Source organism: Priestia sp. 40, assembly GCF_049368575.1.
GTDB lineage: Bacteria > Bacillota > Bacilli > Bacillales > Bacillaceae_H > Priestia > Priestia zanthoxyli.
On sequence record NZ_JBMPZA010000017.1, the window covers coordinates 235161 to 260415 of the forward strand.

Consider the following 25255-nt stretch of genomic DNA (forward strand, 5'->3'; position numbering starts at 1 on the left):
CAAAAAAATACCGCAAAGTATAAAATCCTTTGCGGCATTCGTTTTGCTTTATCCCTTAATGAATAAGTTCAAAAATTTCAATTGCAATCATATCAACGTTATCAAATTGATAAACGGCTGGCTTTTCACCATCTTGATATACTTCAAGTTCGTATGTTTCAGTTTTTGCATGATATTTCACGCTGCAAATTCTTTTTCCCTCTACTTCGAAGAAGCGTTGTGGCGCTTCACTTCCACTTGCTTGCTCACGGAGATTCACAAGACGAGTTAAAATACCTTGTAATTGTGACATATAATCTCTCCTTTCACCTATTACATCATTACGCATTCGACTTTTCTACAATATCAATTCAAATAAATACTTTATCTAAACTAATACTTAAAAGACACCATTTCACTATATGCCACATACTAAAAAAACACAAGTACTTTACGTGATTTTTCATAAGAAAATGCCTTATTATAGCGATATATGTCGTTTTTTATTATAATAACATAGCGATATACTATGTATCATACAAAACTTCATTCTACTTTAACACCATTCATTTTAATATAGGGAGGTACTTTCATTGAGATCTATAGAGTTGTACACACAACCAGCTTGCCCACCTTGCGAAATTGTTAAACAGTTTTTACAGCATCATCACGTTTCCTATAAAGAATTTGACGTATCTAAAGATGCTTCTGCTCGAAAACGAATGACTAATGAGTTAGAGTCTTATTCCACTCCGACCATTCGTATTGACCAGGAAATTATCAGAGGATTCGACCTTCAAGCGCTTGAGAAGCTTCTTAACATCGGGTAACAGAAACACTCAAAATAAGCTTTCATCGGCTATTTTGAGTGTTACTTACTATATATAAACTTTTGTACTTTCCATTTCCCCTGTTTTTTTACTAAAGTGATCATTTCGTAATGATCTTGGTATTGTACCCGTTCATTATGCACGGCCGGAAAAAATTGATAGACATAAGCTTTGTTTTGGTCGGAATGAAGAGCTACCTTCGTCTGTTCATCGAAAGAAAAGAAAGGGATGTAGTGTGTTAAATATTCAGGTCCCTCTCCGACATACCCTTGAGCTTTTTGTAAGAGAGCCTCATTATAAAACACAGATGCATACTCATCATCTAAAAACAATTTCAGCTCACGAACAGCATCTTGATTAGTATGGGCAGACGCAGCTCTTAGCTGAGCCTGATAAGCGTCCTGCAAATTTATAAAGATTTCATGCCTAATCTCTCCTGATACTTCTGCATGAACAGATTTTCCTGAGTACAAGACAATCAGCAAAAAGACAAGTAAGCATATTTTCTTCAAATTAAATCAGCTCCTTAACTTCTTTTTTATTAGAATTCCGAAATTTCCCCTGCCTATGCATATCTCTGTAACCGACTGTCGTCCTCCGCTAAAAAAACATAAAAAACCGGCAACCACTTTTGCTGGTTGCCGGTTTAACTTCAACTTATATATTCTCTACAAAACGTCTCTTTCGTATAAAAAAGAATATGAGATATCAAGGAATATATAGTGCATATTATCAATCGGATACGAAAAAGTCCGGATATTCTCCCCTGTTTCAATATCATTATACAAATCTGATAATATGCCTTTTTTTTCATAGCTCATTCGAATAATATTCTCAAGAAAATATGGGCGCCAGCTCCAATTTTTCTTTACATATTCAGGCTCAAGAATCCAATCCTCGTTTTTCTTTACATAGTTAGAAGACTTTTGAAATCCATTTTCATCGCAGATGTAAAGGCGAAAACACACGTTGGATAGCTCTTCTGCAATAACAGGCAGCATATCGTCATACGTTTCTAGCTTTCTGCACTTTGTCATTACCTGCTGCATTTTATCTTGAAAGCGTTCTGTCAGCTGGTAAACAGCAAGCAGCTTTTTCTTTTCATGAGCGATATACATTTCGAAACGTTCCTTTAGTTTATCCTTTAAGATGTTCGGATCGACAAGTTCAGCAGCCGGCTTATGTAAATAATAACCTTGAAAATATCTGCCTCCGTTTCTCCATGCATATTGCAGCTGATAGGAGGCTTCTATATCTTCATATAGAAGCGTAGCACCCATTTTTCTTGCTAACAAAGATAAAGAATACAATACGTCTTGATACGACTGCGCCATGTCCGTTTGTCTTAGAATATGTAAATCTACTTTTAAGATATCTGGTGACAGCAACCCAATTCTGTCTAGATTACTACTTTCTTTTCCTATATTATCAATTGCAATCTTAATACCATATGTTTGATAATACTTTAGTAAGTGTTGAAGCGATTCCAAATCTCCACTAAAATTGTGTTCTGTAATTTCGAGAACAATTCGATCAAGCGACAATCCTTTATTTTCGAAAAGTTGCAATAATTCTAGCAAGGATTCTCCATGATCGTTCATTAATAAATTAGGGTTCTGATTAATAAAAATTAAAAATTGTTCTTCCTGGGTCAACATATGCTCGAGCGCTTGTGTTAAAACAGCATAATCAACTTCTATGCGATATTCATCCGGAATCGCATCATCATGAAAGAATGGGCCGAGACTTTCAATTTCCCCTTCATTTTGAAACCTCGCCAACACTTCATAGCCAATTACTCTATGTCCATCTGCACTAAAAATTGCTTGATAATACGGAAGAGTTTTCTCTATGTTTGTTAATACATCTAACGGGTCCACTCAACTCTCCCCTCTCCTTGTTCACTTTACGTTAGTATAATACGAATAGCATAATTTTGCTAGTCCTTCTAGGTTTGCTTTGTACTTTTTAGTGCGTATCTAACCTTAAAAAGGATGCTGATTTAGCCACTGTCCGCCGTCCATTGTAATGCATTCCCCATTGATATAAGATGCTTCATCGGAGAATAAGAAACTAGCTAATCCTGCTATTTCCTCAGGAGTTCCAAGGCGTCCTAATGGTACAGAATTCAATGTACGCGCTTTCATTTTTTCCGACTCAAATAACTTGTCGGCTCCTCCTGTTCGCTCGATCGGCCCCGGCGCAATCGCATTCACCCGTATACCGTATTTCTTTCCCCACTCTACTGCGAGCGTGCGCGTCATAGTTAAAACTCCTGACTTGGCACAAGCTGAATGAATAACACCTGCTCCTGCGTTCCACGCATATGTAGCCACAATGTTTGTAATGGCTCCTTTTGTACCTTTATCGATCCAATATTTCCCTACTGCAGAACTGCAATAAAATGTGCCATTTAATACAATATTAATTACGCTGTTCCATCCGTTAACGGATAAGTCTTCAGCTGCACATATAAAATTGCCTGCAGCATTATTAACTAAAAAATCAATTTGTCCAAATGCCTTGTCTGTTTCTTGAACCATTCGTTCCACATCTTCTGGATTGCGTACATCCATCACCACGGAAAGTACCTGTCCATCAAACGTTTTAATTTCGTTTTCTGTCTCTTGTAATCGATCGGCTGACCTACCTGTGATTACCACATGAGCACCTTGTTCTGCAAATCGCTTCGCCATATGTTTTCCCATTCCACTTGAACCGCCAGTAACAATTACGACCTTGTTCTTCAATTTATCTTCCTCCCCAAAACATAAGTGTTTTACAACTATTATTTTACTATTTTTTCTGAATAAAGTGAAACTTTTATCGATTTAACTTAAAAGCAGACTTCTCGTTGTGATGATAAAAAAAACAATGCTATAATGAAAACTTGAAAACTATAAGGAATAGGTTGATTTTGCATGAAAAAGACGTATACAAGACGATCTTTTTTGAAAGGACTAGCGTCTATTTCGTTAGGGTCTTTGCTCACCACGTCTTTTGGGTATACATATGCCAAATATATTGAGCCTAGACGTCTGCAAATTGTTCGTCATACAATTACTTCTAAAAACATTCCGAAAAGCTTTAACGGAATAAAAATTTTACAATTTAGTGATATTCATCTTGGACTCTCTTATGATTTATTACAGCTAGAACAGCTTATGGTGACCATAAATAATTTGAAGCCTACTATTATACTATTTACCGGAGATTTAATGGATGTACCTAATGAATACCCGCATCCAGAGAGAATTCCCCCGATTTTACAGAGGCTTCAGGCTCCTCTTGGAAAATATGCCATATATGGTAATCATGATCATGGAGGATATGGAACAAATATCTACAAACAAGCCATTGAAGACGCAGGATTTAGACTTTTAGTAAATGAAGTTGACACGGTGTCCATGCCCGATAAAAGCTACATTCATATCTGTGGACTCGATGATATTATGCTTGGGAACCCGCAATATGAAGGAACGCTAGGGCAATTACAGCCGGATATTTTTTCTATTGCTATGATTCATGAACCTGACGTTGCTGTCAAAGCAGCTCCTTTTCCAGTGGATCTTCAGCTCTCCGGCCATAGTCATGGAGGCCAAATTCAAATTCCTTTTTACGGTCCTTTGATTACACCGCCCTTTGGGACGGTTTACCCTGAAGGAATGTACGAAGTTGGAGATTCTAAAATGAAGCTTTATGTGAATAGAGGCTTAGGAACCACTCGCATTCCTTTTCGTTTTTTAGCTACGCCTGAAATTACGCTTTTCACCTTACAATCAACATAAAAACGCCTTTACAGGGCGTTTTTTATGTTGATTGTCTTTTTTTAGCTGATCATGACCGCCTAATTCTAGTCTTAAAGAAATAAACCAGGCTCAAAAGCTTCCTTTCAGCCATACACTACAAAGACAACTGACAAGGAGGTTAAATTATGTACTATCAATATCCCTATACAGGATATCGTAATATTCCAAATGGTGACGAGCGCTTTTTTGGATTTCCTTTTGTTGCTGGCTTAGCTGGTGGGCTGCTTGGCGGACTAGCTGTTGGCGGTTTTGGAGGCAGACCTGGGTGCTGTCCACCACCTTATCCTTATCCAGTTCCGTTTTACGGCGGTGGATTTCCTGGAGGAGGCTACCCTGGTGCCGGCTACGGAGGCGGTGCTCCTGTTTATAACACATACTACGGACCTGGATACGGTCCTGTTGGTCCCATTCCTAGATAATAACATGACTAAAAAGCCGAGTACTCGGCTTTTTTTATGTTATTCTTGATCGTCGCAAAGAGCATATTGACAAAAGATCTCTTGACTATTAATAGAGGGCTCATGTTCTTTTTTTATGACGTAATGATAATTCCCTTCTTGATCTTGTTCTCGTGCTTTTACATTATCAGCAAGCATAACTTCAAGCCACTTCCACACTTTTTTTTTCAAATGTGTATCCAAGACAGGAAATAAAATTTCTACTCGTTTCACCATATTTCTTGTCATCATATCTGCAGATGAAAAGAAAAACTTTTCCTGTTTATTATGATGAAAATAATAGATTCGGCTATGTTCTAAAAATCGTCCGACAATGCTTCTTACTCTGATATTCTGGCTAACGCCTTGAATTTGAGGGCGCAAGCAGCACGCTCCTCTAACAATGAGTTCAATTGTCACACCAGCTATAGAAGCTTCATATAGCTTCATAATTAAAACTTTATCCGTCAATGAGTTCATTTTCCCAATGATTCTTCCATTGCCATACCGTCTGTGATAATGGATTTCCTGATCAATGAGATGCAAAAAATCATTTCTTATATCAAATGGTGAAACGGATAAATGATGATATACTGGTTTTTGCGTATAGCCACTTAAGTAATTAAAAAAATTGGCCGCATCTATCCCGATGTTTCGGTTGACAGTAAAAAGACTTATATCCGTATAGATCTTTGCCGTCGCATCGTTGTAATTCCCGGTGCCAAGATGAACAAACCGCTTAATATGCTCTCCTTCTCTTCTCACTACGAGCGTAATTTTACCATGCGTTTTTAAATGAGGCATTCCATATATCACGTGGCACCCTGCCCGCTCTAGCTCTTTAGCCCATTGCACATTATTCTCTTCATCAAACCTCGCTTTTAGTTCAACTAGTACCGTCACTTGTTTACCTTTTGCAGCCGCTCGTTTTAATGCTTTAATAACGGGAGAATCTCCGCTTACCCTGTATAACGTTTGCTTAATAGCGAGCACATTTTCATCGTCTGCTGCACAGTTAACAAAATCAAGTACCGGCTTAAACGATTCATAAGGGTGGTGAAGCAAAATATCTCTTTGAATCATTTGCTCGAAAACATTTTGATCCGGATGTAACTCTGTTGTAAGCTTAGGAATAAAGGCTTTGTCAGCCAACTCTTCATGCGTAGATTTAAGTAATCTATAAAACGAAAATAAACTGGTTAAATCCAGCTGTCCTTCGATCTCATGCACATCTTCACCGTGAATTTCAAGTACTGACTTTAAATACGCTAGTACACCTTGGTCATATGGACTCTTAATCTCAAGCCGAACAGCCGCTCCCCATTTTCTCTTCTGCAACTCTTCTTCAATTTCTTTTAGTAAATCTTGAGCGTCTTCTTCGTGAATAGTCATATCTGCGTTGCGGGTAATTCGAAATTGAGAAACAGAAGAAACGCGGTATCCCTTAAACAACTTTTTAATAAAATAGGCAATCACATCCTCTAGCAATACAAATAGACGAGTAGAATCTGACGTGGCTATTTCAATGTAGCGCGTTAGCATCGAAGGTACTTGAACGATAGCTAATCTTCCTTTTATCTCGGCAATTTGCTGCACATCATCTAACTTTTCTGAAAGGACGACTGCTAAGTTCAAGCTTTTATTCATCAACATAGGAAACGGCCGGTAGGTGTCAATAGCTATAGGAGTTAATACGGGAAAGATTTGCTCGTCAAAATACTGTTCAAGCTTATCTAGATTTGATTTCTCCAGCTTTTCAACCGTAATGATTTCCACGCCGTATTTCTGTAATTCGGGAAGAAGTGTGTGAATATACGTATCATACTGCTGCTTGACTAGGTCGTGGTTTTGTTTGGAGATAGAAAATAGCTGCTGTTTAGGAGTTAGGCCTGCTTTGTTTTCAGGTTTGCTAAATCCAGCTTTCACTTGATCTTTTAATCCGGCTACCCGAATCATAAAAAACTCATCCAGATTCGAACTGAAAATTCCTAGAAATTTAAACCGCTCAAGCAAAGGATTTTTCGTATCTACTGCTTCTTCTAGCACCCGCTTGTTAAAAGCCAGCCAGCTCAATTCACGATTATTGTAATAAGCTGAATCAGCCACTTGTATGGTTTGCTTATAAGTGCGATTACTTTCTAACATTAGCCTCACCTTCCAGGGATAATGGTTTTAATCTAGTTAGCTATACTGAATATTCTAACCGATCCAGCGTTATTCTAAAGCTTAGTAAATTCAAGAACAATATTTTTTTTCACTACTTTTTCTAGATGCTTTTTCTGTTTTTCAGCCTGATATTGTTCAGGACGAAAGGTTTTTGTACATAATAGTTTAATCGTAACTGTGTTTTCATCGCTTTTCATGTCAATATGTTGAACAACATTTCGCTTTGTTGCATGTAAACCGTCAGCTATTTTTAAAACCGCACCGAGCAGCTGGAGTTTCTTTTGTTCTTCTTTTGTTAACCACTTTTTAAAAGGGGCAACATATTGCCTAAAAGAAGACTTCCCTTTATATGAAGAAACAAGTGCCAGCTTTAAACGTTCTCTATGTGAAATTCCATCGATTGTACGATTAGCAAGGACATAAAACGTATGCTGGCTGCTTGATTCCGCATCAATATACTCTCCTATATCATACACTTGCGCAGCTTTTATAAGAAGCGCTAAGTCATCCTCTTTTAAATCAACCGGTCCCTGCTCCCTAAAATGCTGAAACATCATAATAGCTGTGCGCGTAAGCTGTTTGACGTAATCTTTACTTACTTCAAACTCTTCCATTATTTCTTGAAAACTTTGCTGTATGACATCGGGGTACATTGGCTGGATATTAGCATCAGACGCTTCCTTAAATAACACCCCTTCTCTTAAGCCTTTGCGGCTTAAGATGAAACGAGTCGCGTTCACTGTTTCATATAATGATTGAAATACTTCAATCGCTGGCAAAATTGTATCCGCACGATCCTTTGACAAGCGGTCTAACTTTTGAAGATTGTGATAAGACAATGAGCCTATAGCGGATTTCACATGCAATATATCAGCTAAATTCATTTCATACTGATGCAGCCCGGCGAGAGGATAGTGGATAAAACCTTGATGCAGTTGCACCATACTTCTTGCACTTCCTCCAATTGCTACAATCGGAACTTGGCGATTTAAAAGCCACGGGACAGTATGGAAATGTCGAATCACGAAATCCCGGATTTTCACTCTTTCTTCTGCAGTGGGAATATTGCCTTTAACGAACTGCAGACGTAGAGATAAGGCACCGAATGGAAAGCTGTGGTACTGCACTAACTCTCGGTTGCGAAAATACGTAACTTCCGTACTTCCCCCGCCAATGTCAATTGTAATGGCTTCTTCGATCGAAGTGGAATGAATAACGGCAACAAAGCCGTAATACGCTTCTTCATATTCAGACAATAGTTGAACAGAAAAGCCCGTTTCTTTTTTTACAAGCGCTAGAACTTCTTTTGCATTAGCCGCTTGACGGATGGTAGCTGTGGCCACACAGGTAACGTGCGGCAGCTGCTGATGCTTGGTAATAACTCCAAACGTTTTAAGTGTATCAAGCAAGGTATATATCCCTTTAGCCGTTAACACGCCTTCTTTACTTAAATAGTTTCGAAGCCGTGCAGCTACTTTCACGTTTTCAATTTGCTTAAACCCTCTGCCTTTTTTGTATTCATAAATAACAAGGCGTATCGTATTTGAACCTATATCAATCAGTCCATGCTTATAAGTCAATGTAATTTCAACACCTTTTTCAAAATAACTTTATGTTCACAAAAGTCACTTTTACTTTTTTCAATCGTATACTGTTACAACATAGTCATATATCAAAGGAGCGAAGCTAATGAGACATATAGTAAAGCGCGGTGAAACCTGGCAAAGCGTTTCAGGTGACTATCGGATTCCAGTTGAAGAGCTGTGGATAGCTAATCCTTTTGTAAGCCATAGTACGCTGAAGCCTGGGCAGGTAATCATCATTCCAAACCTCCCTGATAAAGAGCTCATTCCTTACACAATCCACGTGTTTATTGCTGAAAAACAGCTTGAATTACGAAAAAATAATATCATACAAAAAGTCTATCCCATTGCAGCAGGAAAAATGCTGAGCGCAACACCTACTGGAGACTTTGTTATCGTTAACCGGGAGCCAAACCCCGGAGGGCCATTTGGCACTATGTGGCTAAGCTTGTCTAAAAAGTCATATGGCATTCACGGAACAAATGATCCAAGTTCTATTGGAAAAGCCGTATCCAAAGGGTGCATTCGCATGTATAATGCCCAAGTAAATGAGCTAGCTCAAATTGTGCCAAATGGTACTGGTGTTTATATTCGCCCTTCTCGACGAATGGCTCAATAGTTCAGGATTTACTAATTAATGATTGTTTAACTGTGCGAGCAGCATTTTTAAAAATAGAAAGTATAGCGTGCTGTTCCACTTTACTTGTATAAGGAAGCGTAACAAAACAAACCCTATACATAGGAAATTTCATTAATTACCAAAATACTTCTTCGTGTAATTATTTTCAAATGGGACAAGACACGCTATAATGAACGTATCAGCTTTCACCTTATAGGTTGAACAGCTGATATGATAGAAAGGGAGTGAACGTATGTCTCAAGCAAATGGACAAGGCTCTTTGACCCCGTCTGTATCTGAGATTGCACAAGCTATTTTCACTGTAAATCGTCACGCAAAAGCTGCTCCTGATCCTAAGCAGTTATATACGTTAAAGAAAATTGCATTAGATCAACTAATTTTAGAAGGAAAAGCAAAAAAAGAAGGACTTCACTTTTCGCCAAACCCTGGTAAAAGTCAACAAAAATCAGATGTACTTGTATCAGTTGGAGACTACTTTTTCCATATGCCTCCAAAGAAAGAAGACTTCAAAGAGTTATCACACCTCGGCCATTTAAACCATCAGTATCGAAATCCCAAAACGACTATGTCATTATCTTATGCGAAGCGCTTATTATCTAAATATACGGGTCATCTCGTACAGCCGGCCAAAAGCCCTGTTTCGACTCCAAGAAAACGGCAAGCACCTGTGTTTAAACCGCTGGGTAAAAGTTATTTTTAAAAAAGTGCCTGAAGTGGAGCAATCTGCTTTCAGGCACTTTTTTTGTGATCCTACAAAATATAGAGATCGATCAACTCAACAAGCTCTCCAATTTCTGGCTTACTTACTTGTCCTTCCGCTCCTACCATCTTTCCTTTGTGACGTAAATCTTCTGTGATAAGAGAAGAGAAGATAATGACTGGAAGTATAGAAAGCTGAGGATTTTCTTTCACTTTTTTAGTTAAATGATGCCCATCCATTTGCGGCATTTCTATGTCTGTAATAAGCAGCTGGACTTGATCACTGATTTCCACTCCTTCATCGATCACCGAGCTTAGATAGTGCCATGCTTCCTCACCGTTCTCAAAAAATTCCGTGTTCTCATAACCTGCTTGTGCAAGAGTATCTTCAATCATTCGACGCAGCAGCGGCGAGTCTTCAGCCACGACAATCTTTTTATTAGAGCGTTCCCTAGCCCCTAGCTTTTTTATTTTCGACTGATTAATACCCGCATCAGGGTTCACGTCAGAAATCAACTTTTCAAAGTCTAACAGCAGAATCATTTGACCGTTTAATTTCACCACTCCAGTAATCTGCGTTTCCAAACCTTGATACAAATCCGAAGGCTTCTCAATTTCTTTCCAAGAAATACGGTGAATTTGCGTCACTGCATGGGTATGAAAGACAATTTTTTGCTGATTGAACTCTGTAACAATTAACTTATCTTTTTCCGGCGTATTTGAAGGTTTCATTTTCAATGCTTTTGCTATGTCAACGACAGGAAGTACTTCCCCTCTTAGCTCTATAATACCTTCTATGTAAGAATGCGCATTTGGAACAGGTGTAATAGATACGGGATTAATAATCTCTCTAACTTTTACTACATTGATGCCAAACCAAACATTTCCTATCTCAAATTCGACAATTTCCAGTTCGTTTGTACCACTTTCCAACAAAATTCCTTTATCTCGATTCATATCACTTACTCCTCTCATCTCACCTGCTTATCTAATAGTCCATATTTCCTATTATAGTGACCGCCTCTTATATCCGTAAAGAAAAATTTTCTTATTTTGTTATCCTTTTTCCCTAAAACATATACATAAAATATTGTTTTACGAATTAACAGAATATTATATACTATATAAAAACATGAGCGTTGATCCCTTTCGTCTTATCCTCTGCTCAGTTTTTTAATTGCTCTACTTTACTTCTCTATACTAGCTTATGAACTTGAGTAAAACGACTACTCCTATTCGAACGAGGTGTAATTTATGAACAGAGGATTACAAAAAGAAGAAACAAAAAAACGCATCCAAAAAGCAGCTATCTCTTTATTCCAACAGCAGGGATATCAAAAAACGACTGTGTCTCAAATTACCCATGAAGCGGGTGTAGCAAAGGGAACATTTTTTAATTACTTCAAAACAAAAGAAGAAGTTCTTCACTACCTTGGAATTAATTTTACAAACCGTATCTCCTATAAATTAGAACAGCTCCTTCAAACCGAAGAATCAACTGCTGCCGTTGTTAAACAACTGTTTTTATTACTAGCACAATCAAACGAAGAAGCGAACCCTCACCTAATCCGTTCTTGGTTTCATATTGCTATTACCAACAGTTCCTTTCAACAATCTGAAATTCTTCAAATTGAAAAAATGCGCGCTCATTTTACAAAAGTTTTTCAAACAGGACAAGACCGAGGCGAACTTATAGTCGATATCCCTGCCGAAGAAATGGCTTCTATTGCTATACTTAATTTTTTTGGCACACTTCTCTACTGGTGTACCAACCAACCCGACTCTACTACCCTTCAAGAAAGAATAGACAAGTCGGTTACTCTTCTATTTAGAGGGTTTCTTATTCATTCCTAAAAGCCTGTTCACAAATTTTTAACAACAAATCGAAGATAGCTGTGGACTCTACAGCCAAAACGGTTTATACTACACAAAGTGAATGAATAATCTTAAAAGAAGGTGTTCGTAATATGATAGGCTCCGTCATTCTTTTTAATGACGATAATGAAATGACCATTATTGAAAACGTAGAAGAAGCTGTATATCAAGATATTAAAGAACAAGAAGGCTCTGATCACTGCGTTGTAACATTGGACGATCATGAAGTTGATTTTGGCTACGTTTCCCCCGTTTATTGGCGTGAAGGCCAAATACACACTGACTAATATACAAGACCTGCATATATATGCAGGTCTTTTTATGCGCTTATTTTTTTGAATCTAGAATTGAACGTGAAGCAAGGAACCTCTGATTTCCTAACACATACCTTAGCACATTCGCAGCTAAAAACAGGGTTAACAACTATATAGAAAGGGTACATTTCAAGTAATAGAAGCTGCGTTTTATTTTAAAAAAGGAGGTTTATGTTATGAGTTCTTATCGAAAAAATATGAATCACTATCCTCACTCATCTCAGTACACACCTTACCAACACTATTACGCGAAAGAAGCTGATCGTATTTTAACGGCTATGAGTACAAACTTTAATAAACAGCATTTAAAATCTCTTATCGACGCTGCGTTAGATAACAGAGACGAAGAAGAATTTTATGAACTAACAACTGCTTATAATAAGCTATATAACACCTAACTTAAAACCACTATTTGCAAAATGCGCAAATAGTGGTTTTTTACCTATTTTCATTGTGATAAAATGAGTTGAAAATACGCGGAAGGATTTGAAACCATGGAGCATTTAATCAATAAACGTGTCAAAGGAATTGAACTATCAGGAATACGTACATTTTATAATATGGTCTCACAATACCAAGATGTTTTATCCCTCACAATTGGACAACCTGACTTCTTAACACCACAACATGTAAAAGAAGCGGCAAAATCTGCAATTGATGATAACCAAACTTCTTATACCCACAATGCTGGAACAATAGAACTGCGCGAGGCAGCAGCTCAATTTGTCAAAGAAAAATATGACTTGCACTATAACCCAGCTGATGAAGTTATTGTGACCATTGGAGCTAGCCAAGCAATTGATATTGCTCTTCGCACCATTTTAGAAGAAGATTCCGAAGTTATTTTACCTGGACCTGTTTACCCAGGATACGAACCGCTTATCCGGTTAAACGGCGCTAAACCTGTACATATTGATACAACCGAAACAGGATTTCGACTAACAGCGGATTTAATCCAACAACATTTGACGTCTAAAACAAGATGCGTCATCTTACCTTATCCGTCTAATCCTACAGGCGTGACGTTATCGCAGCAAGAATTAGAAGAAATTGCCGCTCTTTTAAGCGATAAAAATATTTTTGTACTATCTGATGAAATATACAGCGAGCTCGTTTTTGATAAAAAACATCAGTCCATTGCCTCCATTTCATCTATGAGAGAGAAAACAATTGTTATTAACGGAGTATCAAAGTCTCATTCCATGACGGGCTGGCGAATTGGTCTTTTATTTGCTCCTTCTTATTTAGCCAAACATATTTTAAAAGTGCATCAATACAACGTGAGCTGTGCTTCTTCTGTCTCTCAAGCAGCTGCACTCGAGGCACTGACAGCAGGTAAAAACGATGCGGTGGATATGAAAAAAGAATACGAACAAAGACTGAATTATGTGTATGACCGACTAGTAAACATGGGGTTTGACGTAGAAAAGCCGACTGGTGCTTTTTATATCTTCCCTTCTATTCAGAACTTCCACAGTAAGTCATTTGATTTTGCCCTGGAGTTAGTAAAAGAAGCAGGTGTTGCACTAGTACCCGGCAGCGCTTTTTCTTCCCACGGTGAAGGATATGTACGCCTGTCGTATGCGTATTCCATGAATACGCTGCGTGAAGCCTGTGATTGAATTGAAGCTTATCTTACATCTCGTCAATCACGTTAAACTGATGATAAGAAGTGTATGCATTTTTTTGTGAGTGATAGCACATAAGAGCGGGTATACTAGAAGCATATAAATTGACTTCAATAGTGTATCATTATAAAATGTGCATCGATTCACTAAAGAAATACATACTTTTAACGGAGGTTTTTATTATGACAAAAGATTTTTTTGATGTGGTAAATGAACGTACATCGATTCGAGAATATGACTCTTCAGCTAAATTAAGCAAAGAAGAATTAACGGAACTTTTAGAAGCAACAGTGAAGTCACCATCAGCTTGGAACTTACAGCACTGGCATTTCGTTGTTATTACAGACCAAGATGCGAAAGAACGTCTACTTCCAATTGCTTACAACCAAAAACAAATTACAGAAGCAGGCGCTGTAGTAGCTGTCTTAGGTGATTTAGAAGCCAATAAAAATGTAGATGACGTGTACAACCCACTAGTCGAAGCAGGTCACATGACAGAAGACGTAAAAAACATTTTGTCAGGACAAATTAACGGCGCTTATAAAAACGGTGCTTTTGCTCGCGATGCCGCGTTTACAAATGCTTCTCTTGCATCTATGACATTCATGCTTGCAGCAAAAGCAAAAGGATATGACACATGTTCAATGGGCGGATTTAACGCACAAAAATTTGTAGAAGAGTTTAAAATTGAGGATCGATACATTCCAGTTATGCTTATTTCAGTTGGAAAAGCAGCTAAAGAAGCACATGCTAGCGATCGTTTACCATTAGATCAAGTTACAACTTGGATTTAACAAAAAACCCTGCAGCTGCAGGGTTTTTCTATGTAACTAAATGGATTTCACCATGCCTCCGTCGATTAGAAATGACTGGCCTGTTATATATGAATTCGCTCCTGAGACAAAGAAAGCAACGGCTTTCGCAAACTCTTCGGGCTGACCGTAGCGCTTAAGAGGAATTTGGTTTCTCATCTCTTCTTCAATTTCTGAAACGTCTACTCCCAATTTTTCAGCACGAATGGTATCTAGCTCTTTCACTCGGTCTGTTGCAATTCTTCCTGGCGCAACCGTGTTGATTAAGATACCCTCCTCTGCCAACTCTGAAGCGAGGGTTTTGGTGAGCCCTACAATTCCTGTACGGAATGTATTGGATAGAATCAGCCCAGGGATTGGCTCTTTAATGGAAGAAGAAGCAATATTGACAATACGTCCTCCGCTCTTTTTCATAACGGGCACTACCTCACGGATAATACGAATATAGCTGAGGAGATTTAACTCAAATGCATGCTTCCAATCATCATCTGTTAACGAAAGGAAGTTCCCAGCTTTAGGACCTCCTGTATTATTAATTAAAATATCAATGGTTCCAAACTTATCTACTGTATATTGAATAACATCTTGAATGTCTTGAGTTTTCGTGACATCTGCCGTTTTATGTAACACTTGTCCGCTTCCAAGATATGAAATCTCTTCCGCTACTTGAATTAGTTTCTCTTCTGAGCGACTTGCAATCATAACGTTTGCGCCTTCTTCAGCAAGTCTAGCAGCAATCGCTTTACCAAGCCCTTGGCTGGCCGCAAATACAAGCGCTGTTTTTCCTTTTAATTCAACATCCATTTCTTTCACCTCGTCTAATAGTTCGAATCTTTTTAACTTTATCACGTTCTCGTCAAATTCTTCAATAAATATGAAATAATTTCTTTTTTTCATATGGTATACTTAATTATCTGAAAATTATTTTCTAAAGGAGGCAAAAAAGCAGTGTATAAAAAGCAATGCTTTGTCTTTCATCAAAATAAGCCTGTAACATGTACATTACGATCATATACATCAAGCGACTTCGATGAGTTGATTCGGATTCAAGAAGAAAGTTTTCCCCCTCCTTTCCCTTCTGAATTATTATGGAGCAAAGATCAGTTAAATAACCATGTTTCCCTTTTTCCCGATGGAGCGCTATGCGTGGAGATAGACGAAACAATATGCGGATCTATTACAAGCACGATTGTTTCAGTGGAAGGAAATGCGGCTCACACATGGGATGAAGTAACAGGAAGCGGATATATTCATACGCACGACCCTTCTGGTAATACGCTTTATGTAGTGGACGTATGCGTCACTCCTTCGCATCGATCGATGGGGCTTGGGAAGCTTCTTTTGCAGTCTTTATATGAAGTCGTGATTCACTACAAGTTAGAAAGGCTGCTCGGCGGGTGCCGCATCCCTGGATACGCATCAGTGGCTTCCTTATACACGCCCGTTGAATACATGAACCTTGTATCAGCCGGAACTCTCTACGACCCGGTTATGACCTTTTTAATGCGCTGTGGCAGAACGCCTATTGGTCTCGCAGCAAACTATATTGAAGATGAAGATTCACACAACTACGCCGTACTAATGGAATGGAAAAATCCATTTTATACGGCTATTCAAAAAGAGGCTGGGACAAAGGTATTTTAGCCCAAGTGAAAAACGAACCATTAATCAACATGTTTGATTAGTGGTTCGTTTTTTTGTGATGGTGAATATAGTTTTATCTGTTTCGTTCCTTCTAGCAGTTGATTGGGTTCATTTCGTTATGTCTCAACCTCTTTTTAGATTATTGAACTTCTTCAATGCTCCACTCTAGTTCTTTATGAGTGAGAACAAGATGCGCCTGCAATTTACTCATCTCTTTGTGCTCAAACCGATCGTTATACATTTCATTCATATCGTCAAAATCACCGATTGTATACAAAGGAATTTTAATATCTTTACGGGATTGAACCATATGTTCGAAATCAATAAACAAACCGTCATTCGTTAAAGTAAGAAGCGTATTTGCTAACACGAGCGGCAATATTGGATACTCTAACTTCTTCCTTCTAAATACAAATCTTTTTTGCTTAATTGCTGACATTTTTAACGGAATGATTCGGCTTAAAATATGCTTCATATCATATACATCTCGAAAATAGATTTTGTTATAAAATCCATCATCATGAGCTAAATAAACAAATTGGTTACCGAGTTTATTATTAAATGGTGAATTGAGCGGTTTTTTTAAATGACCTAAATACAGCAGCGCTGCAATATCTTGAGGTTCTAACAAATCCAACGAAGATATATCCTCAAAATCAATCCAACAAAAGTCACCATAATTATAAACATCATCCTCTGCTAAAAGATGAATTTGTTCTTCTTCTACGTAGTCCATATGGGTTTGGTAGTGGTAATCACTGTCTTCAAAACCATGCTTTAACAATAATATATTTGCAAGCGGCGTAGGAAGGGAATGATAAAACTCTTTAAATTCAATTCCATATGTAATAAAGCATTTTTTATTTACATGGCCATTAATATAAACGATATCTCTTATTTCATCTGCTTTACTCAACCGTTCTAACCACCTTATTGATTGATTCTGTGATCGATATGTAACCGTTCTACTGATTTATATATTATACTTCTAAAATAAACAATGTGTAAATATATATTGTTGGCAATTTCTTTTGTATTCACTACCTCTTCTACTGATCATTTTATTTGATAGGAAAGAAAGGTATAGAGCTGATTGTGAATGTGGTAGAATGTGTGTATCTTATTAATTAGCATGTATGAACACGGAGGTATACAAAATGGATGTTCGCCATTTGCATTACTTAACAGAAGTGGCTAAACATAAAAATTTCACAAGAGCTTCTGAAGCGCTGCATATTTCTCAACCTTCTCTCAGTAAAATGGTTAAATCATTAGAAGAAGAGCTCGGCACCCCTTTGTTTGATCGCGCTGGCAAACAAGTTCAGCTTACCGATGCAGGAATAATCGTGTACGAGCAAGCTGAAAGCATTTTATCTTCTCTCCGAGATTTATCGGATTCCCTCTATGATTTAATGCATTTAAAAAGAGGAACCATCAAAATAGGTATTCCCCCTATTATTGGTACATTGTTTTTTCCTACTATCATTAAAGCATTTCGAGAGCAATACCCTGAGATTCATATTCAATTAGTGGAATATGGAGCTAAAAGAATGCAAAAATTTGTGGAACAAGGAGAAGTGGACGTGGGCGTAGTTTTACTTCCAGTTGATGAAAACATGTTTTTTACGACTCCTTTAGCTCGAGAAACACTGCAGCTTGTTGTGCATAAATCTCATCCGTTGGCTCAGCATTCTACGATTTCATTAAAAGAGTTAAAAGACGAAACGCTTATTTCCTTTCATGAAGACTTCACCATGCATGAAATGGTCTATAACGAATGTTTAAAAAATGGATTTACACCTAATATTGCTTTTAAAAGCTCTCAGTGGGACTTCATTGGAGAGCTGGTAGCTGCTAATCTCGGCATTGCTCTTTTCCCTTATTCATTATGTGAAAAGCTGGATTTGGAGCATATGAAAGTAATTAATCTCGAGAATGCTATTCCATGGGAAATTGCTTTAATCGTTAAAAAAGATCGCTATATCTCTTATGCTACACAGGCTTTTATTGATTATATTAAAAGTACAGTTTAACAAAGCTGAGACAAAAGTAGTTTAATTAAAAATCCGAATGAGTTTGATTCTTGATGGAGAATCAAACTCATTCGGATTTTTTTCATGGCGGTGTAACAAGTCATTCATACTAAATCATTTATCCTATTGGTTCGTTTTGAGATGGAATTGATTTAGGCATGTCTCCATCTCTTTTTTTGATTGCCTTTTATTAAATAATTACACCTTATATTTCACAAACTCTTTTTTGAAAAGGTTACCAACGCATTTGTAAAGAGATTTCTTTCAACTATAACTAAAAAGAATAGTTATCATAGTTATTATATATTTCATATTATAGTCGTTTTTTTGTAAGATAAGTATGTAGCATTCATTTACTTAAGTTGTATCCCCATTTGCAAAATCCAAATAGTTTCTCTTTTCCCATGATGGAGTCGTCTTTTCAGCATAGACGACTCCATTATTGTCTCAACAAACTAGGAATGAATGAATAAAAACATAAATAAAGGAGGCTAATCATGAAATTGATTATGGTGATTTTACAGATTTTATTACTAACGGCTCTGTTTTTAATAGGAGAAAGTATTTCACAGTGGTTTGACCTCCCAGTGCCAGGTAGTATCATCGGATTTTTCTTACTGTTTTTCTTACTGTACTTTAAAGTAATTAAATTAAGCTGGGTTGAACAAGGTGGAACACTGTTAGTGGGAGAACTATTATTATTTTTCATACCAGCCGTCGTTGGACTCATCAATTATGGAGATGTCTTGATGCATTTTGGAATCCAGATTGTGATTATTATCACAATCAGTACGATTATTGTGATGTCTGTAACGGGAATCATTGCAGAACATATTTCAAGAAGAAAGGAAGGTTCGCTAAAATGACATTACTCACATGGATTGCTCTTCCGCTTACACTGCTCGTCTATGTCGGCACAAAAGTGCTCTATAAAAAATATAAGTCTATGCTAGTTTCCCCTATTTTACTAGCCCCCATTCTTTTAATTGGCATCTTATTAGTAACGAATGGCTCTTATGATCATTATAAGCAAGGTGCCAGTGCTATTAGCTTTATGCTTGGACCAGCAACCGTTGCTTTTGCTGTTCCTATGTTTAAGTATTTTGATTTACTCAAAAAACATCGTGTTGAAATCAGCTTAAGCGTAGGGCTCGGCACGTTTGCTGCCATGATATCTTCCATGCTGTTAGCATTAGTGTTTCATTTACAATCAACGCTGGTTCATAGCTTGATTCCAAGATCGGTTACGATTCCTATTGCTGTTAATGTATCTCAGACGCTAGGAGGAGATCCGAATATTACCATTATGTTTGTGATTATAACCGGTGTAGTGGGATGTATGGTCGCTCCAAAACTCATTAAGCTCCTCGCACTGCACTCTTCTCTAGCAAGAGGTCTTCTTTTAGGCGTAGCTTCTCATGGGACAGGTACAGCAAGAGCTTTTGAATTTGGAAAAATTGAAGGTACTTTTTCTAGCCTTGGCATGATCGTAGCAGCACTTCTTACAATGCTGTTTGCGAATATGCTTCTGCCTACTATTTTCGCTTAAAAGATAAAAAAGGTGTGATCATATATGATCACACCTTTTTATTATCCAATATGAAAAGTTGATTTTACGAACTCAATAACTTCTTCCGTAGAAGACATTGATAGAATTGTATCTAAATGAGGTTCGATATCAGCTTTTGATAATTGACGGATTTGAGAACGAGCTTTCAGAATAGATGTTGCACTCATTGAGAATTCATCTAAGCCTAAGCCTAAAAGAATTGGGATTGCAATCTCATCTCCTGCCATCTCTCCGCACATGCCTACCCACTTACCTTCTTTGTGAGCCGCTTTGATTACCATATTCACTAAGCGAAGAATCGCTGGGTTATACGGTTGATATAAATAAGACACGCGCTCATTCATGCGGTCAGCAGCAAGCGTGTATTGAATTAAATCGTTTGTTCCGATAGAGAAGAAATCTACTTCTTTAGCAAATAAATCTGCGATTACCGCTGAAGAAGGAATCTCTACCATCATCCCTACTTCGATGTCCTCCGAAACTTGTACGCCTTCTTGTTGAAGTTTAGCTTTTTCTTCTAAAAGAATAGCTTTTGCTTGACGGAACTCATCAACAGTAGCGATCATAGGAAACATAATTTTCAGATTACCGTATACGCTTGCACGTAGAAGCGCACGAAGCTGTGTACGGAACATGTCTTGCATCTCTAGACATAAGCGAATGGCACGGAATCCTAAGAATGGGTTCATTTCTTTTGGTAGATTTAAATAAGGAAGCTCTTTGTCTCCACCAATATCAAGAGTACGAACAACCACTGGTTTGCCTTCCATACGTTCAAGAACTGTTTTATAAGAAGTAAACTGCTCTTCTTCCGTCGGAAGCTCTTCGCGGCCCATATATAAGAATTCTGTACGATAAAGGCCAACGCCTTCCCCGCCGTTTTCTAATACGCCTTTTACATCTTCTGGTGTACCAATGTTAGCTGCAAGTTCAACGTGATGATCATCAGCTGAAACCGTTTTTTCATTTACAAGCTTAGCCCACTCAGCTTTTTGTTCTGCATACTCAGCGGCTTTTTTCTCGTAAGCTTTTACTGTTTCTTCGCTTGGATCAACGATAACTTCGCCATCTAAACCATCAACAATTACTAATACGCCGTTTTGAATGTCTTCCATAACTGTTTTTGTACCTACAACAGCTGGGATTTCCATTGAACGCGCCATAATTGCTGAGTGAGAAGTACGTCCGCCAATATCTGTTGTAAATCCTTTTACGAACTTACGATTTAACTGTGCTGTATCAGACGGCGTTAAATCTTCTGCGATAATGACAACTTCTTCTGAGATTAAGCTTGGATTTGAAACGTTTACACCTAAAAGATGAGCTAATACACGTTTTGTTACGTCACGGATATCAGCAGCACGTTCTTTCATATATTCATTGTCCATTGACTCAAACATATTAATAAACATTGCCGCTACTTCATCAAGTGCATGTTCAGCGTTTACATTTTCATTCGTAATTTTATCTTTAATTGGATTAATAAGTTCAGGATCGCTTAGAACTAATAAGTGAGCTTCAAAGATTTCTGCTTTGTCATCTCCAAGTTCTTTACGAGCGTGCTCTCTAATAATTTCAAGTTCTGATTTTGATTTTTCTAGCGCAGCTTCTAGACGCGCTACTTCTGCTTCAACTTCAGTTACTGATTTTTTTTCAACGGTTAATTCTGGATTTTCTAGACGAAATGCTTTAGCAATAGCAATGCCGCTAGAAGCGGCAATGCCTTGAATTTCCTTTGTCATTATTCGCCTAATCCTTCTTTGCTCATTGTATCTTCAAGAGCAGCAAGTGCATCTGCTTCGTCAGAACCTTCTGCAGAGATAGTGATTGTAGCGCCTTTTTGAATACCTAAAGACATAACGCCCATGATTGATTTTAAGTTTACAGTTTTACCGTTGAATTCTAAGTTGATATCAGAATCAAATTTGCTTGCTGCTTGTACTAAAGTTGTTGCTGGACGTGCGTGAATTCCTGAGTCTGCTGTTACTGTAAATGTTTTTTGTGCCATGTTAAATCAATCTCCTTTTTACTTTGAAATGTTAATAATATTTGCTTCTTGTTGAGAAACTTGGCCCTGCTTTAAGATATCAATTTTTTCATCAGCTTGTAAATTCGTGAAAATGATCGGCGTAATCGTCGATGGCGCATTTTCTTTTACAAAGTCTAAATCAATTTTCAATAGAGGCTGTCCTTTTTTCACTTCATCGCCTTGGGCAACTAAAGCTTCAAAACCTTCGCCTTTTAAATTAACTGTATCAATACCAACGTGAATTAAAATTTCACGTCCAGTCGTTGATTCAATACCTAAAGCATGTTTCGTCGGGAATAAGTTTACTATTTTTCCGTCCACTGGTGCAACTACTGTGCCTGTTTTCGGAATAATTGCAAAACCGTCACCCATTAATTTTTGTGAAAATACCTGATCTGGTACTTCCGATAAAGGTACCAATTCTCCCTCAATCGGTGAAACAATATCATTACCATTATCGCTTCCTACTTCAGATGTTGCAACAGGTTTTTCAATTGTTTTTGTCTCTTCTTTTGTGACAACCGGTGTTTTGCCATTCATAATGTCTTGAATTTGACCTTTTAACGTGTCAGATTTCGGACCGAAAATAGCTTGAATATTGTTACCAACTTCAAGAACACCAGCTGCTCCAAGTTTTTTCAAGCGGTTTTTATCAACATTACCTACATCATCTACTGATACACGTAAACGCGTAATACAAGCATCTAAATGTGTAATGTTTTCTTTACCGCCAAGTGCAGCTAAAACATTTGTTGGAAGCTCTGCTGCTTCTACTGCTACATCTTCTTCTCCTTCTTCTTTATCTTCACGACCCGGTGTTTTTAAGTTGAATTTACGGATTGCAAAGCGGAAACCGAAGTAGTAGATAACTGCTAGAACTAAACCTACTGGAATAACTAGCCACCATGCTGTACGGTTTTGCATAACTCCAAATAGAACGTAATCGATAACTCCACCTGAGAATGTCATACCGATTTTAACATTTAATAATTGCATAACCATAAATGATAAACCAGCAAATACTGCGTGAATTGCAAATAGTACTGGTGCTACGAATAAGAATGAGAACTCAAGCGGCTCTGTAATACCCGTTAAGAAAGATGTTAAAGCAGCTGAACCCATGATACCAGCTACATATTTTTTGTTTTCAGGACGAGCTTCGTGATAAATCGCAAGAGCGGCTGCTGGCAATCCGAACATCATGAACGGGAATTTACCAACTTGGAACGTTCCTGCTGTTAAAGGCACGCCATCTGCTAATTGAGCAAAGAAAATCTTTTGGTCACCGTGAATATGTTGACCTGCTTTATTAACATAATCACCAAACTCAAACCAGAACGGAGAGTAGAAGATGTGATGAAGTCCAAATGGAATTAATGAACGTTCAATCAATCCAAATACAAAAGCTGATAAAGTTGGGTTTGCATCAATCATGTTAGTAGAGAAAGCATTTAATCCGCTTTGAATTGGCGGCCAAATGAAAATCATAATAACACCTAAAAGAATTGAAAATACCCCAGTAATAATTGGTACAAATCGTTTTCCTGCAAAGAACCCTAAATAAGATGGTAATTCAATATTGAAATAACGATTATACATGGATGAAGCTAAAATACCTACTATGATACCTCCGAATACACCTGTAGCTAACGTAGGAATTCCTAAGATGCTAGTGTAAGCTGGATTGGCACCCATTTTGTCAGGATCTAGCTGTCCTGTAGCAACTAAGATTGTGCTCATTGTTTTGTTCATAATTAAGTAGCCTACGATTGCAGCAATACCTGCTACACCGTCACCACCAGCTAAACCAACGGCAACACCAACGGCAAACAATAGCGATAAGTTGTCAAATACAATTTGACCTGCTTGCGACAAAACATTTGAAACCAATTGAACCCAGTCTGCACCAAGTGCCGGTACTGCATCCAACAATGTAGGGTTTTGAAGCGCTGTCCCTACTCCAAGTAAAATCCCTGCTGCCGGTAAAATCGCAACCGGTAACATAAGCGCTTTTCCGACTTTTTGTAATACTCCAAAAAGTTTTTTAAACATGGCGCTTACCTCCTTTTATATATTTAGTGTGCAACAAGCTATTTATTTGATACGTGAATCATTAACGCGCTTTCATAAAACGCTTTCTTTAACTAGAAAACTCATTACATCTCCTGGTGTCCTGAAGCCTAAGTTTTAAATGATTGCGCTTTCTTATAACAAAAAAAGGCATGAGGAAAAAGAAACGACAAATGGATACAGTCATCCAATTACACATCGCTTCATTTCTCACTCATGCCTGATCGTATCAGTAACACGTATTGAAATGATTTTATAAATCCGTTTTTGTTATAAGTCGCTGCAGATGCATCGTTAAGTAAACTGCTTCTGCTTCATACACAGGTAAATGTAACGCTTGCTGCATTACTTTTATCACTTTCCAAGACACATTGTAACACAGAGGATATTCTTCTTTCAATAGCAAAGCAATTTTTTTTGGCTCTTCTATTTTTTCTCCTGTTTTTACTCGATCAATAGCAAAATGCAAATGACGAATCAATCTCATATAGTGTACAGATTCTTTGTCTACCTGCAGATGAAGCGATTCTTCAATTACATTAATAATCGTTTGAATAAGCTGCGAGTCTTGATTCACTTCCAGCAGATTTTTTTCAGTCAGCGCGCTGTGAATATGTAGCGCAATAAAACCAATCTCTCCTACTGGAAGCTGCACGCCTATTTTACGACTAATAATTTCTACCACTTCAGATGCGATCGTGTATTCCTCTGGATATAAGGCTTTTGTTTCAAGTAAGAATGGGTTTTTAAGCCCCATTCCCTGCTGAAAACGTTTTATCGCAAACGCGATATGATCCGTTAATGAAATGTGTATATGCTCATTCAAAGGAATGTTAACACGCTTTTGAATGTGCGTTACAATATCATTCATCATTTCAATCACGTCTTCATCCACCTGAGCTAAAAGCTGCTTGTACTGTTCTTGCTCTTCTTCACTCTTTAACAAAAACATTTTCTCCACGGCTTTTGCATCGATTTCATCGCCTTTTTTCTTATTGAACCCTATTCCTTTCCCAATTAGCACAACTTCATCATAGGTAAGGTGTTTAGCAATTAATACATTATTATTAAGTACCTTTTCTACAAAAAAGGACTCTTTCACGAATCCTTCACTCCCCTGTTTCGGCTTTCTATTAT

General features: G+C 37.7%; 27 protein-coding genes. 14 read left to right on the forward strand and 13 right to left on the reverse strand.

The features are described from left to right. Window positions 1-55 precede the first annotated feature (55 nt). The gene (locus ACO1DI_RS20930; protein ID WP_013056035.1) at window positions 56-292 is read right to left on the reverse strand and encodes a YkuJ family protein; all 237 of its coding nucleotides are present in this window, start codon (window positions 290-292) and stop codon (window positions 56-58) included. A 280-nt stretch (window positions 293-572) separates the two neighbouring features. Here ACO1DI_RS20930 and ACO1DI_RS20935 point away from each other — a divergent pair, with 280 nt between their 5' ends. Then, window positions 573-809 carry a glutaredoxin domain-containing protein gene (locus ACO1DI_RS20935; RefSeq protein WP_014461011.1) on the forward strand — a complete coding sequence of 79 codons (237 nt, stop codon included), beginning with the start codon at window positions 573-575 and terminating at the stop codon, window positions 807-809. Window positions 810-850: 41 nt separating this feature from the next. Here ACO1DI_RS20935 and ACO1DI_RS20940 read toward each other — a convergent pair whose 3' ends face one another. The 3 genes from ACO1DI_RS20940 to fadH form a co-directional block, all read right to left on the reverse strand. Next, window positions 851-1321, reverse strand: a complete 471-nt coding sequence (locus ACO1DI_RS20940; protein WP_014461012.1) for a DUF3993 domain-containing protein — start codon at window positions 1319-1321, stop codon at window positions 851-853. A 156-nt stretch (window positions 1322-1477) separates the two neighbouring features. Beyond that, complete coding sequence (locus tag ACO1DI_RS20945; RefSeq protein ID WP_013056032.1) at window positions 1478-2689, reverse strand: EAL domain-containing protein; 1212 nt, start codon at window positions 2687-2689, stop codon at window positions 1478-1480. Between the two features lie 105 nt (window positions 2690-2794). After that, window positions 2795-3559: a 2,4-dienoyl-CoA reductase gene (fadH, locus tag ACO1DI_RS20950; RefSeq protein ID WP_042992244.1), complete on the reverse strand. Its 765-nt coding sequence runs from the start codon at window positions 3557-3559 to the stop codon at window positions 2795-2797. Window positions 3560-3730: 171 nt separating this feature from the next. On the opposite strand from fadH, the gene ACO1DI_RS20955 reads away from it, so the two are divergent. Together ACO1DI_RS20955 and ACO1DI_RS20960 are read left to right on the forward strand one after the other, a co-directional pair. After that, window positions 3731-4597 (forward strand): metallophosphoesterase, encoded by an 867-nt coding sequence (locus tag ACO1DI_RS20955; RefSeq protein ID WP_013082275.1) that lies wholly within the window; start codon window positions 3731-3733, stop codon window positions 4595-4597. Between the two features lie 146 nt (window positions 4598-4743). Further along, on the forward strand, window positions 4744-5037 hold the full coding sequence (locus ACO1DI_RS20960) for a hypothetical protein (protein ID WP_013082274.1): 294 nt from the start codon (window positions 4744-4746) through the stop codon (window positions 5035-5037). A gap of 39 nt (window positions 5038-5076) precedes the next feature. Here the strand turns inward: ACO1DI_RS20960 and ACO1DI_RS20965 are convergent, their stop codons facing one another. After that, on the reverse strand, window positions 5077-7200 hold the full coding sequence (locus tag ACO1DI_RS20965; protein ID WP_371905473.1) for an RNA degradosome polyphosphate kinase: 2124 nt from the start codon (window positions 7198-7200) through the stop codon (window positions 5077-5079). A 74-nt stretch (window positions 7201-7274) separates the two neighbouring features. Then, window positions 7275-8801 (reverse strand): exopolyphosphatase, encoded by a 1527-nt coding sequence (locus tag ACO1DI_RS20970; protein ID WP_371905472.1) that lies wholly within the window; start codon window positions 8799-8801, stop codon window positions 7275-7277. 109 nt (window positions 8802-8910) lie between these two features. On the opposite strand from ACO1DI_RS20970, the gene ACO1DI_RS20975 reads away from it, so the two are divergent. After that, window positions 8911-9423: a L,D-transpeptidase family protein gene (locus ACO1DI_RS20975; RefSeq protein WP_115653359.1), complete on the forward strand. Its 513-nt coding sequence runs from the start codon at window positions 8911-8913 to the stop codon at window positions 9421-9423. A 253-nt stretch (window positions 9424-9676) separates the two neighbouring features. Next, window positions 9677-10144: a YkyB family protein gene (locus ACO1DI_RS20980; RefSeq protein WP_013056025.1), complete on the forward strand. Its 468-nt coding sequence runs from the start codon at window positions 9677-9679 to the stop codon at window positions 10142-10144. A gap of 50 nt (window positions 10145-10194) precedes the next feature. On the opposite strand, the gene ACO1DI_RS20985 is transcribed toward ACO1DI_RS20980, so the two are convergent. Beyond that, window positions 10195-11100: a chemotaxis protein gene (locus ACO1DI_RS20985; protein ID WP_014461020.1), complete on the reverse strand. Its 906-nt coding sequence runs from the start codon at window positions 11098-11100 to the stop codon at window positions 10195-10197. A gap of 297 nt (window positions 11101-11397) precedes the next feature. Between ACO1DI_RS20985 and ACO1DI_RS20990 the strand changes: the two genes are divergently transcribed. The 5 genes from ACO1DI_RS20990 to ACO1DI_RS21010 all read left to right on the forward strand — a co-directional run bounded on the left by ACO1DI_RS20990 (window position 11398) and on the right by ACO1DI_RS21010 (window position 14754). Continuing rightward, window positions 11398-11997 (forward strand): TetR/AcrR family transcriptional regulator, encoded by a 600-nt coding sequence (locus ACO1DI_RS20990; RefSeq protein ID WP_014461021.1) that lies wholly within the window; start codon window positions 11398-11400, stop codon window positions 11995-11997. Between the two features lie 113 nt (window positions 11998-12110). Next, entirely contained in the window at window positions 12111-12305 is a 195-nt protein-coding gene (locus ACO1DI_RS20995; protein ID WP_423145589.1) for a hypothetical protein, read from the forward strand. Between the two features lie 203 nt (window positions 12306-12508). Continuing rightward, a complete protein-coding gene (locus ACO1DI_RS21000) occupies window positions 12509-12730 on the forward strand; it encodes an IDEAL domain-containing protein (protein ID WP_014461022.1) in 222 nt (73 codons plus the stop codon). 96 nt (window positions 12731-12826) lie between these two features. After that, on the forward strand, window positions 12827-13954 hold the full coding sequence (locus tag ACO1DI_RS21005; protein ID WP_423145590.1) for an aminotransferase A: 1128 nt from the start codon (window positions 12827-12829) through the stop codon (window positions 13952-13954). 188 nt (window positions 13955-14142) lie between these two features. Beyond that, window positions 14143-14754, forward strand: coding sequence for a nitroreductase family protein (locus ACO1DI_RS21010; protein ID WP_014461024.1), 612 nt, complete (start codon window positions 14143-14145; stop codon window positions 14752-14754). Window positions 14755-14790: 36 nt separating this feature from the next. Here ACO1DI_RS21010 and ACO1DI_RS21015 read toward each other — a convergent pair whose 3' ends face one another. Next, on the reverse strand, window positions 14791-15576 hold the full coding sequence (locus ACO1DI_RS21015; protein WP_014461025.1) for an SDR family oxidoreductase: 786 nt from the start codon (window positions 15574-15576) through the stop codon (window positions 14791-14793). A 144-nt stretch (window positions 15577-15720) separates the two neighbouring features. Between ACO1DI_RS21015 and ACO1DI_RS21020 the strand changes: the two genes are divergently transcribed. Next, window positions 15721-16416 (forward strand): GNAT family N-acetyltransferase, encoded by a 696-nt coding sequence (locus ACO1DI_RS21020; RefSeq protein ID WP_014461026.1) that lies wholly within the window; start codon window positions 15721-15723, stop codon window positions 16414-16416. 139 nt (window positions 16417-16555) lie between these two features. Here ACO1DI_RS21020 and ACO1DI_RS21025 read toward each other — a convergent pair whose 3' ends face one another. Then, window positions 16556-17332 (reverse strand): hypothetical protein, encoded by a 777-nt coding sequence (locus ACO1DI_RS21025; RefSeq protein ID WP_033578396.1) that lies wholly within the window; start codon window positions 17330-17332, stop codon window positions 16556-16558. A 241-nt stretch (window positions 17333-17573) separates the two neighbouring features. On the opposite strand from ACO1DI_RS21025, the gene ACO1DI_RS21030 reads away from it, so the two are divergent. The 3 genes from ACO1DI_RS21030 (at window position 17574) to ACO1DI_RS21040 (ending at window position 19998) form a co-directional block, all read left to right on the forward strand. Then, entirely contained in the window at window positions 17574-18449 is an 876-nt protein-coding gene (locus ACO1DI_RS21030) for a LysR family transcriptional regulator (protein WP_014461028.1), read from the forward strand. 497 nt (window positions 18450-18946) lie between these two features. Next, a complete protein-coding gene (locus tag ACO1DI_RS21035) occupies window positions 18947-19315 on the forward strand; it encodes a CidA/LrgA family holin-like protein (RefSeq protein ID WP_014461029.1) in 369 nt (122 codons plus the stop codon). After that, window positions 19312-19998 carry an LrgB family protein gene (locus ACO1DI_RS21040; RefSeq protein WP_013056013.1) on the forward strand — a complete coding sequence of 229 codons (687 nt, stop codon included), beginning with the start codon at window positions 19312-19314 and terminating at the stop codon, window positions 19996-19998. The genes ACO1DI_RS21035 and ACO1DI_RS21040 overlap by 4 nt, the downstream gene beginning before the upstream one ends. Before the next feature lie 41 nt (window positions 19999-20039). Here the strand turns inward: ACO1DI_RS21040 and ptsP are convergent, their stop codons facing one another. From ptsP to glcT, 4 genes are all read right to left on the reverse strand, one after another. Beyond that, window positions 20040-21761 carry a phosphoenolpyruvate--protein phosphotransferase gene (ptsP, locus tag ACO1DI_RS21045; RefSeq protein WP_045292764.1) on the reverse strand — a complete coding sequence of 574 codons (1722 nt, stop codon included), beginning with the start codon at window positions 21759-21761 and terminating at the stop codon, window positions 20040-20042. Then, on the reverse strand, window positions 21761-22027 hold the full coding sequence (locus ACO1DI_RS21050; protein ID WP_013056011.1) for a phosphocarrier protein HPr: 267 nt from the start codon (window positions 22025-22027) through the stop codon (window positions 21761-21763). Before ACO1DI_RS21050 ends, ptsP begins: the two co-directional genes overlap by 1 nt. 18 nt (window positions 22028-22045) lie before the next feature. Beyond that, window positions 22046-24100: a glucose-specific PTS transporter subunit IIBC gene (gene ptsG / locus ACO1DI_RS21055; protein WP_115653355.1), complete on the reverse strand. Its 2055-nt coding sequence runs from the start codon at window positions 24098-24100 to the stop codon at window positions 22046-22048. Window positions 24101-24371: 271 nt separating this feature from the next. Next, a complete protein-coding gene (glcT, locus tag ACO1DI_RS21060) occupies window positions 24372-25220 on the reverse strand; it encodes a glucose PTS transporter transcription antiterminator GlcT (RefSeq protein WP_013056009.1) in 849 nt (282 codons plus the stop codon). Between the last annotated feature and the right edge of the window lie 35 nt (window positions 25221-25255).

What these genes read in the sequence shown, in the direction of transcription:
- ACO1DI_RS21040 (WP_013056013.1), top strand. Translation starts at nt 19,312, where the DNA reads ATGACATTACTCACATGGATTGCTCTTCCGCTTACACTGCTCGTCTAT.
- ACO1DI_RS20975 (WP_115653359.1), top strand. Translation starts at nt 8,911, where the DNA reads ATGAGACATATAGTAAAGCGCGGTGAAACCTGGCAAAGCGTTTCAGGT.
- ACO1DI_RS21015 (WP_014461025.1), bottom strand. Translation starts at nt 15,576, where the DNA reads ATGGATGTTGAATTAAAAGGAAAAACAGCGCTTGTATTTGCGGCCAGC.
- ACO1DI_RS20965 (WP_371905473.1), bottom strand. Translation starts at nt 7,200, where the DNA reads ATGTTAGAAAGTAATCGCACTTATAAGCAAACCATACAAGTGGCTGAT.
- ACO1DI_RS20960 (WP_013082274.1), top strand. Translation starts at nt 4,744, where the DNA reads ATGTACTATCAATATCCCTATACAGGATATCGTAATATTCCAAATGGT.
- ACO1DI_RS20990 (WP_014461021.1), top strand. Translation starts at nt 11,398, where the DNA reads ATGAACAGAGGATTACAAAAAGAAGAAACAAAAAAACGCATCCAAAAA.
- ACO1DI_RS20985 (WP_014461020.1), bottom strand. Translation starts at nt 11,100, where the DNA reads ATGAATCGAGATAAAGGAATTTTGTTGGAAAGTGGTACAAACGAACTG.
- ptsP (WP_045292764.1), bottom strand. Translation starts at nt 21,761, where the DNA reads ATGACAAAGGAAATTCAAGGCATTGCCGCTTCTAGCGGCATTGCTATT.
- ACO1DI_RS20955 (WP_013082275.1), top strand. Translation starts at nt 3,731, where the DNA reads ATGAAAAAGACGTATACAAGACGATCTTTTTTGAAAGGACTAGCGTCT.
- ACO1DI_RS21030 (WP_014461028.1), top strand. Translation starts at nt 17,574, where the DNA reads ATGGATGTTCGCCATTTGCATTACTTAACAGAAGTGGCTAAACATAAA.
- ACO1DI_RS21000 (WP_014461022.1), top strand. Translation starts at nt 12,509, where the DNA reads ATGAGTTCTTATCGAAAAAATATGAATCACTATCCTCACTCATCTCAG.
- ACO1DI_RS21050 (WP_013056011.1), bottom strand. Translation starts at nt 22,027, where the DNA reads ATGGCACAAAAAACATTTACAGTAACAGCAGACTCAGGAATTCACGCA.
- ACO1DI_RS21010 (WP_014461024.1), top strand. Translation starts at nt 14,143, where the DNA reads ATGACAAAAGATTTTTTTGATGTGGTAAATGAACGTACATCGATTCGA.
- ACO1DI_RS21035 (WP_014461029.1), top strand. Translation starts at nt 18,947, where the DNA reads ATGAAATTGATTATGGTGATTTTACAGATTTTATTACTAACGGCTCTG.
- ACO1DI_RS20995 (WP_423145589.1), top strand. Translation starts at nt 12,111, where the DNA reads ATGATAGGCTCCGTCATTCTTTTTAATGACGATAATGAAATGACCATT.
- ACO1DI_RS20930 (WP_013056035.1), bottom strand. Translation starts at nt 292, where the DNA reads ATGTCACAATTACAAGGTATTTTAACTCGTCTTGTGAATCTCCGTGAG.
- ptsG (WP_115653355.1), bottom strand. Translation starts at nt 24,100, where the DNA reads ATGTTTAAAAAACTTTTTGGAGTATTACAAAAAGTCGGAAAAGCGCTT.
- ACO1DI_RS20980 (WP_013056025.1), top strand. Translation starts at nt 9,677, where the DNA reads ATGTCTCAAGCAAATGGACAAGGCTCTTTGACCCCGTCTGTATCTGAG.
- ACO1DI_RS21005 (WP_423145590.1), top strand. Translation starts at nt 12,827, where the DNA reads ATGGAGCATTTAATCAATAAACGTGTCAAAGGAATTGAACTATCAGGA.